Below are 7298 nucleotides of genomic sequence, written 5' to 3'. Positions count from 1 at the left end.
CGAAGTCGGTGTCCAGCAAATAAACCTTGCCGTCGGCCACCACCGGGCCGTCCAGCAGGCGATTGTCGCTGGACGACCCCTCGATGCTGGCCTTCCACGCCTGCTTCAGCGTCTTGGGCAAGCTGACGTGGCCCGGATTGTGGGCCGCGTTGCCGCCGGGCTGGGCCCAATCGGTGTTGGTGACGGCGTCCGGCAGGACGACCTGCTTGGACTGGGCCTGGCTGTCCGGCTCGATCTGCTGGTCCAGCTGCAGCACCGATATGCGGTTGCCGGCCAGCTTTTCCTTGGGCTTGTCGTCATCCCCGAAGCCCAGCCAATCGAACATACCGCAGCCGGTCATCAGCATGCACGCGACCAGGGCGGTGCTGAGGCCGACGGCGCGGCGGATGCGCATGGGCCGTCCGGACGAGGTGGGGCCGGCGGCGATGGCGCGGCCTGGGGCGCGACCGGGGGCGCGAGACTGGACCTCGATGGAGGACAGGCCGGTGACGGCGTTCTTGTTGGTCATTTCTGCTCGGCGTAGAGGGCGGCGAGATCGGCGGCGCGGGCGCGGACGCCCTGGGGTGCGGCCGGATCGACGGACAGCGACTGGAAAATCTCCCTGGCCTTGGCCAGGTCGTTGGCACGCAGGTACAACAGGCCCGACAATTCCTGCGCGCTGTAGCGCCAGGGGCCCTTGGTCAGTCCGGAGATGCGGGACTGCAACTGCGCCGGATTGCCGGTATCCACCTGCTGCATCACGGCCAGGATCTGGGCCAGGTCGCGGAACAGGGGATCGTTATCGGCGCTGCCGGCGATCTGGTCATAGAGGGCGATGGCGCCAGCGGCGTCGCCGCTGGCCGCCTTCAGGCCGGCTTCCTGCAGACGGGCCAGGGTGGCGGGCGCGCCGCCCAGCTTGGGCGTCACCGCCGCCAAGGCCGCCAGCGCGTCCTTGACGTCGCCGCCCTCAAGCGCAGGGGACACCTTCTCCGTCGCGGAGATCAGGGCGCTGGTGCGCTCGATGGCCTGTTTGGTGCGGTACTGGTCCCAGGCCACATAGGCGGCCGTGCCGGCCAGGATGGCCACCGCCCCCGCCAGCAGGTAGGGCCCCACCCGACGCCACAGTTTTTCCAATCGTTCACGGCGAAGGTCGTCATCGACCTCGCGAAAAATATCGCTCATCAGCTCACTCTTCGACACCGAGGCCGGCACCATAACAGCAATCCGCGCCGATACCAGAGGGGCGCGTGACGGTCAAGGAAAGTCCGGATCGACTGTCCCCCCAATCCCCTGCCCGCCGTCCCCGGATACGGCGACATCGCCCTGCCATCATGGCCGGGCGGGCAGCATAGATTAAATCAGCCGCCCTTGGCACGGGCGGAGAGGCCGTTTCCTATCGGTCGGTTGTTTTTGCCGCGCGAAATAATCAGCAGCTGTGGATAAGTCTGTGGAACGACACACGGAAAAACGTCCCCTTCCTGTCCGAAAGAGGAAGATGGTGACGGCGGCACCCCAGGAATAGCGCGGCTTTCCCTGAATGCGGCCAGGGGTGGTCCCACCCGTTTGCGCCGATTCCCCTGCCCGAAAGGTGGATAATCCGCTTCCGACGGGGTAGGTGAAGCAAAGACTGGCGGTCCTTGCCGCGTCGCGGTAATGAGCCTGGGCCCCGCTGACGGGGCCTTCGTCCTTGCCACCACGCCTGATCCATAGCCGCCATGACCGATACCGCGCGCCGCATCGTCGGCCTGATCGCCACCGAACTCGCCGCCCGTCCCGAACAGGTCGCCGCGGCCGTCGCCCTGCTGGACGAAGGCTCGACCGTGCCCTTCATCGCCCGCTACCGCAAGGAAGCGACTGGCGGCCTGGACGACACCCAGCTGCGCACCCTGGATGAGCGGCTGCGCTACCTGCGGGAGATGGAGGAGCGGCGGGCCACAATCCTCAAGTCCATCGAGGAACAGGGCAAGCTGACGCCCGAGCTGCACACCCAGATCGCCACCGCCGACACCAAGACGCGGCTGGAGGATCTGTACCTTCCCTACAAGCCCAAGCGCCGGACCAAGGCCATGATCGCGCGGGAGGCGGGGCTGGAGCCCCTGGCCGACCTGCTGCTGACCCAGCCGACGCACGACCCGGAAGCCAGCGCCGCCGCGTACGTCGACGCCGAAAAGGGTGTGGCCGACGCGAAGGCCGCGCTGGACGGCGCCCGGGCCATTCTGGTGGAGCGCATGGGCGAAAACGCGGAGCTGCTGGGGTTCCTGCGCGGCTACTGTCATGAGCATGGCCGCATCGTTTCGACCGTCGTGGAAGGCAAGGCCGAGGAGGGCGCCAAGTTCTCCGACTATTTCGACAAGGCGGAGGCGCTGGCGGGCCTGCCGTCGCACCGGGCCCTGGCCCTGTTCCGCGGCCGCGCCGGTGGCATCCTGGACCTGGCCATGAAGGTGGGCGAGGATCCGGCGCCGGGTCAGCAGCACCCGTGCGAGGCCGCCATCGCCCATCGATTCAGCATCGAGGATAAGGGACGGCCCGCCGACCGCTGGCTGCTGGACACCTGCCGCTGGGCTTGGCGCACCAAGATCGCCCTGCATCTGGAACTGGACCTGATGGGCACGGTGCGGGACCGGGCGGAAGATGAGGCCATCGCCGTCTTCGGCCGCAACCTGAAGGGTCTGCTGCTGGCGCCGCCGGCCGGCCAGCGCGCCACCCTGGGCCTGGATCCGGGCATTCGCACAGGCGTGAAGGTCGCCGTGGTGGACGCCACCGGCAAGCTGCTGGAAACCGCCACCATCTACCCGCATGAGCCACGCCGCGACTGGGTTGGCTCCGTCGCCACGCTGGCGGCGCTGGCCGGCCGACACAATGTCGGCCTGATCGCCATCGGCAACGGCACCGCGTCGCGGGAGACGGACAAGCTGGCCGCTGACGTGATGGCCCAGTTCCCTCAACTCAAGCTGACCAAGATCATGGTGTCGGAGGCCGGCGCCTCGGTTTATTCAGCATCCGAGGTCGCGGCCAAGGAATTCCCCAACCTCGATGTCAGCCTGCGCGGCGCCGTGTCCATCGCCCGCCGCCTGCAGGACCCGCTGGCGGAACTGGTCAAGATCGACCCCAAGTCCATCGGCGTCGGCCAGTACCAGCATGACGTCAGCGCCACCAAGCTGGCCCGCACGCTGGACGCCGTGGTCGAGGATTGCGTGAACGGCGTGGGCGTGGACCTCAACACCGCCTCGGTGCCCCTGCTGGCCCGTGTGTCGGGCCTCAGCGACAGCATCGCGCGCAACATCGTGGACCACCGCGACGCGCACGGCGCCTTCCGCAACCGCCGCCAGCTTCTCGACGTGTCACGCCTGGGCCCCAAGGCCTTTGAGCAGGCGGCCGGCTTCCTGCGCATCCGCGACGGCGACACCGCGCTGGACGGCTCCGCCGTGCATCCGGAATCCTATGCCGTGGTCGAACGCATCCTGGCCAAGACCGGCCGCACGCTGGCGACGCTGATCGGCGACGTCCCCTTCCTGCGGTCCCTGGACCCGGCGGACTATGCCGACGATCGTTTCGGCATCCCAACGGTCGAGGACATCCTGAAGGAACTGGAGAAGCCGGGCCGCGACCCGCGTCCGGAGTTCAAGACCGCCGCCTTCAAGGATGGCGTGGAGGAACTGAAGGACCTGCAACCCGGCATGGTGCTGGAAGGCGTGGTCACCAACGTCACCGCCTTCGGCGCCTTCGTCGACGTGGGCGTGCACCAGGACGGCCTGGTCCATATCAGTCAATTGGCCGGCAAGTTCGTGAAGGACCCGCACGCCGTCGTCACCGCCGGCGACATCGTCAAGGTCAAGGTGCTGGAGGTGGACCTGAAGCGCCGCCGCGTGGCCCTGACCATGCGGCTGGAAGAACAGGCGGCCCGCCCCGCTGGCCCCCGCAATCCCGCGCATGGCGGCCAGGACGACGTCCGTCCCGGCAACCGCAACGACAATCGCGGCCCCGGCGGCAATCGTCCCCAGGGCGGCCGCCCCAACGCCGACCGTCCCAACACCGACCGTCCCTCCGGCAACCGTCCCCAAGGCGACCGTAGGCCAGCCGGCGGCAAGCCCCAGGAGTCGCGCGGCGGCAGCTTTGGCAACGCCTTCGGCGGCGCCTTGGCCGATGCCTTCGCCCGCGCGCGCAAGGACAAGTGATCGATACCCGGCAGCAGCGGCGCGAGGTCCCGACCTCACGCCGCCGCAGCCGGCTTCCCCACCACCGTCACCTTTTATGGATCAACTTGGCGCGGGCCAGGGCCAATGACTTGGTCAGGGCCTGCCCCAACTCGCCACCGTCGCCCTTGATGTCATCGCGCACCACCACGTGCATGGCATCGATGTGCAGCCCCAGCACGGTCAGCAGCGCGTCCGTCGGATTTTCCAGATCCACCAGGAAGTGGTTCATGGAATTGGCGAAATCGGACAGCAGATTATAGCCAAAGGTCCGCCCCAGGGTCATGATCCCGTCGGAGATCTTGTAGACCTTGCGCAGATGCTGGACGCGGTTCTCGGTATCGCGCTTGGCCTGTTCGAAAGCCGCCTGCAGGGTTGTCAGGTCGATACGGGTCTGGGCCTGATGCGCCTCCGCCATGCGCGCCACGTGGCGGCTGGCGCGCTCGATATGGGCGGGATCGATCTGCCCCGGCTTGCCGTCGGCGCCGCCGCCCACCTTGGCGCGCAGCTTGTTCGGCAGCTCGATGATCTCCACCACGCGGGTACCCTTCCCCGGCAGGCCCTTGCCGGGCTTCTGCTCGGGCTGGGTTGGGGTGCCCGTGGCTTTCGGTGGCTTTTCCGTCATTCCATTCCTCTGTCCAGGCAACACAACTTCCCGGAGGCCGCGCGGCCTATCCGCCAAAGGTGTTAATCCACAGTTTCCGCCGGGGCGTCCTCAGCCCCCACCGCCCCGGCCTCTTCCCTGACATCGGGAACCGCCTGGCCCACCGGGGGCAGTTCGTCGTCGTTGGACGCCTCTTCCAGGGTGACCCGCCGGCCGGCCATGACGCGCCGGTCCTCTCCCTCATAGGGCAAGGTCTGGCGCCGCCGGTCCGGCCCGATATAGCCGGGCGCCCTGACGAAGGGGCGGGGCTTGTCGACGATGGCCAGCAGGCGCGAAGCGACGTTGGCCACCGACATGGGCTTGGCCAGATATTCCGTGACCCCGCCGTCACGGGCCAGGCGCACCGCGTTCTCGTCCGCCTCGCCGCTCATCATGATGTAGGGGATGAACTTCAGCTTCTCATGGTCATGATTCCGCACCCACTTCAGCAGTTCCAGCCCGTCCACCGGCGCCATCAGGTGATCGGCGAAAACGATGTCGATGTCGCTGGCGCCCTGGATCTGGGTCGAAACATCCAGGATGGCCGTCGCCTCTTCCCCGCTTTCGGCCTGCAACACGCGACCAATGCCCAGACCCCGCAGCACCGTGACCAGGATGGTGCGCACGAAGCGGTTGTCATCCGCCACCAGGACGCTCAGACCGTCAAGGCGGTAATATTTTCCAGACTTCGCCGATGCCATAACGCCCTAAAGCCATGCGGCCCCAGTTGGCCAGCCCCTATTCGGATTCGGCCGGCAGTGTAGCCCCTTCCGCCCGTGGGTGCGCGGAATAAAGCGGCCCATGGTGTCCCCAATCCGGCGCGGCCGTCAAACCTATCCCCTTGCGCATCCGGTGCGATCAGCCCCCCTCACCCCGTACCAGACGCCGTTCTTGCGCAGTTAACGGTTTGGTGACAAGCGGCGCCGTATGGTTCGCCATCCCCAGCAGGGGAGGTGTTGAAAGGAGCGCCAGTCCCATGTCCCGGCCTATTCCTCATAATAACCTGATCGAGCGAACCTCCGTCCTGACCTACACGCTGATGGAGCAGCTGCACGACGTGCTGAACACCCCCAGCGCGCCGGACGACGTGACCCTGGGCATGCTGATGGGCCTGTCCATGTTTCTGGATGATCAGATCGGCCCTTTCCGCATGACTCAGCTGTTGCAGGCGGCCCCGGACATCATCCTGCGCACCGACGCCCACGTCACCCGCGACCAGATCGACCGTTTCCTGCCGGTTCTGCGCGCCTTCGGCGACAAGCTGGCAGCCCTGACGCCGGACAACTTCGCCGAGGCGACCACCAGCCTGACCTGACCGGCCCCAGACGGTCGCGGCAGCGGGCTTTTCACACGACGGTGGCCGGCTTATCTGTAGGGAAGGTCACCGACATCCTTCGACCGCCGCCTGACGACGCGGCCCCCTGTGGTTGAACGAACATGCTCTCGCAGCTGGACAACGCCCACCCCGCCCTATTCCTGGTCTTTGCCTGCGTGGCGGTTCTGGCCGCCGCCGGCCTCAGCGTCGGTTACGTCTGGCGCCGCCTGGGCCGCCTGGCCGTACGCCAGTCCAACCTGGCCCGCACCGCGTCCGACCACCTGACCCGCCTGCAGCGGGACTTGACCGACCTGGCCGGCCAGGTTGAGCGGCTGGGGGAATTCAACCAGCGCCTGACGGAAGAGGTGGACCTGCTGCGCCACCGCCTGGCCGACGGCGGCTACGAGCCGCAGGAAAGCCACCCCCGGGTCCTGCATTGAGCGGCGGCGGAACCCCCGCCGCCCTTGCTTCCACCCGCGCCGGTCCCACCCGTGACGGTGAGATACGGCGCTGGCAAGACAGCGGCCCGGCCTGGGACCGCTGGGCCGACGCCATGGCAGACCCAGCCGCCCGGCTGAACCAGCCGCTGCTGGCGGCCCTGGATCTCGCCCCCCATCATATCCTGCTTGACCTGGCCAGCGGCGCCGGCGAACCGGCACTGACAGCAGCCAAGGCGATGACATCGCACGGCCGCGTGCTGGCCAGCGACCTGGTACCCGCCATGATGGCCGGTGCCCGGCGGCGTGGCACCGGTATCGGCGCCCTGTCCTTCCTGGCGGCCGACATGACCGCCCTGCCCCTGCCCAACGCCAGTGTCGACCGTGTCAGCTGCCGCTTCGGCCTGATGTTCGTGCCGGATGCCATGGGCGCGGTGGCGGAGATGCGCCGTGTATTGCGCCCCAATGGACTCGCCGCCGTGCTGTGCTGGGGCCCCCAGGCCGACAACACCCTGTTCCGCTTGCTGGACCACATGCTGGGCGGCGTGCCCGCACTGTCGACGCTGTTCCGCTTCGCCGAGGAAGGCGGCCTGTCACGCCTGTTCAGCGGCGCCGGCTTCGGCACGGTGACGGAAACGGCGCTCACGCAATCAGCCTTGGCCGATGCCGCCAAGCCCTTCTGGCGCCCTACCTTGGAAATGGCCTTCGCCCCCGCGCGGCGGGATGTCGCG

General features: G+C 67.9%; 7 protein-coding genes and 1 pseudogene. 4 read left to right on the top strand and 4 right to left on the bottom strand.

From position 1 onward, the window contains the following. Positions 1 to 508: pseudogene (locus I55_RS05270) on the bottom strand (hypothetical protein); the annotation flags it as partial. Next, positions 505 to 1161 carry a tetratricopeptide repeat protein gene (locus I55_RS05265; RefSeq protein ID WP_044559460.1) on the bottom strand — a complete coding sequence of 219 codons (657 nt, stop codon included), beginning with the start codon at positions 1159 to 1161 and terminating at the stop codon, positions 505 to 507. The gene I55_RS05265 and the pseudogene I55_RS05270, both read right to left, overlap by 4 nt. 533 nt (positions 1162 to 1694) lie before the next feature. On the opposite strand from I55_RS05265, the gene I55_RS05260 reads away from it, so the two are divergent. Further along, entirely contained in the window at positions 1695 to 4154 is a 2460-nt protein-coding gene (locus I55_RS05260; protein ID WP_044559456.1) for a Tex family protein, read from the top strand. Positions 4155 to 4221: 67 nt separating this feature from the next. On the opposite strand, the gene I55_RS05255 is transcribed toward I55_RS05260, so the two are convergent. Both I55_RS05255 and I55_RS05250 read right to left on the bottom strand, forming a co-directional pair. Then, on the bottom strand, positions 4222 to 4797 hold the full coding sequence (locus tag I55_RS05255) for a hypothetical protein (RefSeq protein WP_044559455.1): 576 nt from the start codon (positions 4795 to 4797) through the stop codon (positions 4222 to 4224). 62 nt (positions 4798 to 4859) lie between these two features. Beyond that, complete coding sequence (locus I55_RS05250) at positions 4860 to 5516, bottom strand: response regulator (RefSeq protein ID WP_049973858.1); 657 nt, start codon at positions 5514 to 5516, stop codon at positions 4860 to 4862. A gap of 275 nt (positions 5517 to 5791) precedes the next feature. Here I55_RS05250 and I55_RS05245 point away from each other — a divergent pair, with 275 nt between their 5' ends. The 3 genes from I55_RS05245 to I55_RS05235 all read left to right on the top strand — a co-directional run. Beyond that, the gene (locus I55_RS05245; RefSeq protein ID WP_044559454.1) at positions 5792 to 6130 is read left to right on the top strand and encodes a hypothetical protein; all 339 of its coding nucleotides are present in this window, start codon (positions 5792 to 5794) and stop codon (positions 6128 to 6130) included. A gap of 122 nt (positions 6131 to 6252) precedes the next feature. Next, positions 6253 to 6570: a hypothetical protein gene (locus I55_RS05240; RefSeq protein ID WP_044559453.1), complete on the top strand. Its 318-nt coding sequence runs from the start codon at positions 6253 to 6255 to the stop codon at positions 6568 to 6570. Between the two features lie 113 nt (positions 6571 to 6683). Further along, positions 6684 to 7298: class I SAM-dependent methyltransferase (locus tag I55_RS05235; RefSeq protein ID WP_148293578.1), on the top strand; the 615-nt coding region annotated here is incomplete at its 3' end.

Source organism: Azospirillum sp. B4 (assembly GCF_000333275.1).
Classification (GTDB): Bacteria; Pseudomonadota; Alphaproteobacteria; order Azospirillales; family Azospirillaceae; genus Nitrospirillum.
Note: the sequence above shows the minus strand (reverse complement) of the source record. Positions and strands in the feature narration are given on the sequence as shown.

Coding starts and splice junctions, on each gene's coding strand:
- I55_RS05245 (WP_044559454.1), top strand. CDS start 5,792: ATGTCCCGGCCTATTCCTCATAATAACCTGATCGAGCGAACCTCCGTC.
- I55_RS05255 (WP_044559455.1), bottom strand. CDS start 4,797: ATGACGGAAAAGCCACCGAAAGCCACGGGCACCCCAACCCAGCCCGAG.
- I55_RS05240 (WP_044559453.1), top strand. CDS start 6,253: ATGCTCTCGCAGCTGGACAACGCCCACCCCGCCCTATTCCTGGTCTTT.
- I55_RS05250 (WP_049973858.1), bottom strand. CDS start 5,516: ATGGCATCGGCGAAGTCTGGAAAATATTACCGCCTTGACGGTCTGAGC.
- I55_RS05265 (WP_044559460.1), bottom strand. CDS start 1,161: ATGAGCGATATTTTTCGCGAGGTCGATGACGACCTTCGCCGTGAACGA.
- I55_RS05260 (WP_044559456.1), top strand. CDS start 1,695: ATGACCGATACCGCGCGCCGCATCGTCGGCCTGATCGCCACCGAACTC.